Consider the following 477-nt stretch of genomic DNA (forward strand, 5'->3'; position numbering starts at 1 on the left):
CGTCAGATGTGTATAAGAGACAGCCTACGGGTGGCAGCAGTAAGGAATCTTCCACAATGGGCGAAAGCCTGATGGAGCAACGCCGCGTGCAGGATGAAGGCCCTCGGGTCGTAAACTGCTTTTATGAGTGAAGAATATGACGGTAACTCATGAATAAGGGTCGGCTAACTACGTGCCAGCAGCCGCGGTCATACGTAGGACCCAAGCGTTATCCGGAATTACTGGGCGTAAAGAGTTGCGTAGGTGGCATAGTAAGTAGGTAGTGAAAGCGTTCGGCTCAACCGGATAAACATTACTTAAACTGCAAAGCTAGAGGACAAGAGAGGTCACTGGAATTCCCTGTGTAGGAGTGAAATCCGTAGATATAGGGAGGAACACCGATGGCGTAGGCAGGTGACTGGCTCATTCTTGACACTAAGGCACGAAAGCGTGGGGAGCAAACGGGATTAGATACCCTAGTAGTCCTGTCTCTTATAC

The 477-nt window shown here is 50.1% G+C and carries 1 rRNA gene; it reads left to right on the plus strand.

Features of this window, described 5'->3' with window-relative positions:
* Positions 1-477 (plus strand): 16S ribosomal RNA (locus tag ACTHSL_RS12990); the annotation flags it as partial.

This window comes from Neisseria sp. P0008.S010, assembly GCF_051962715.1.
In the GTDB taxonomy this organism is placed as follows: domain Bacteria; phylum Pseudomonadota; class Gammaproteobacteria; order Burkholderiales; family Neisseriaceae; genus Neisseria; species Neisseria elongata.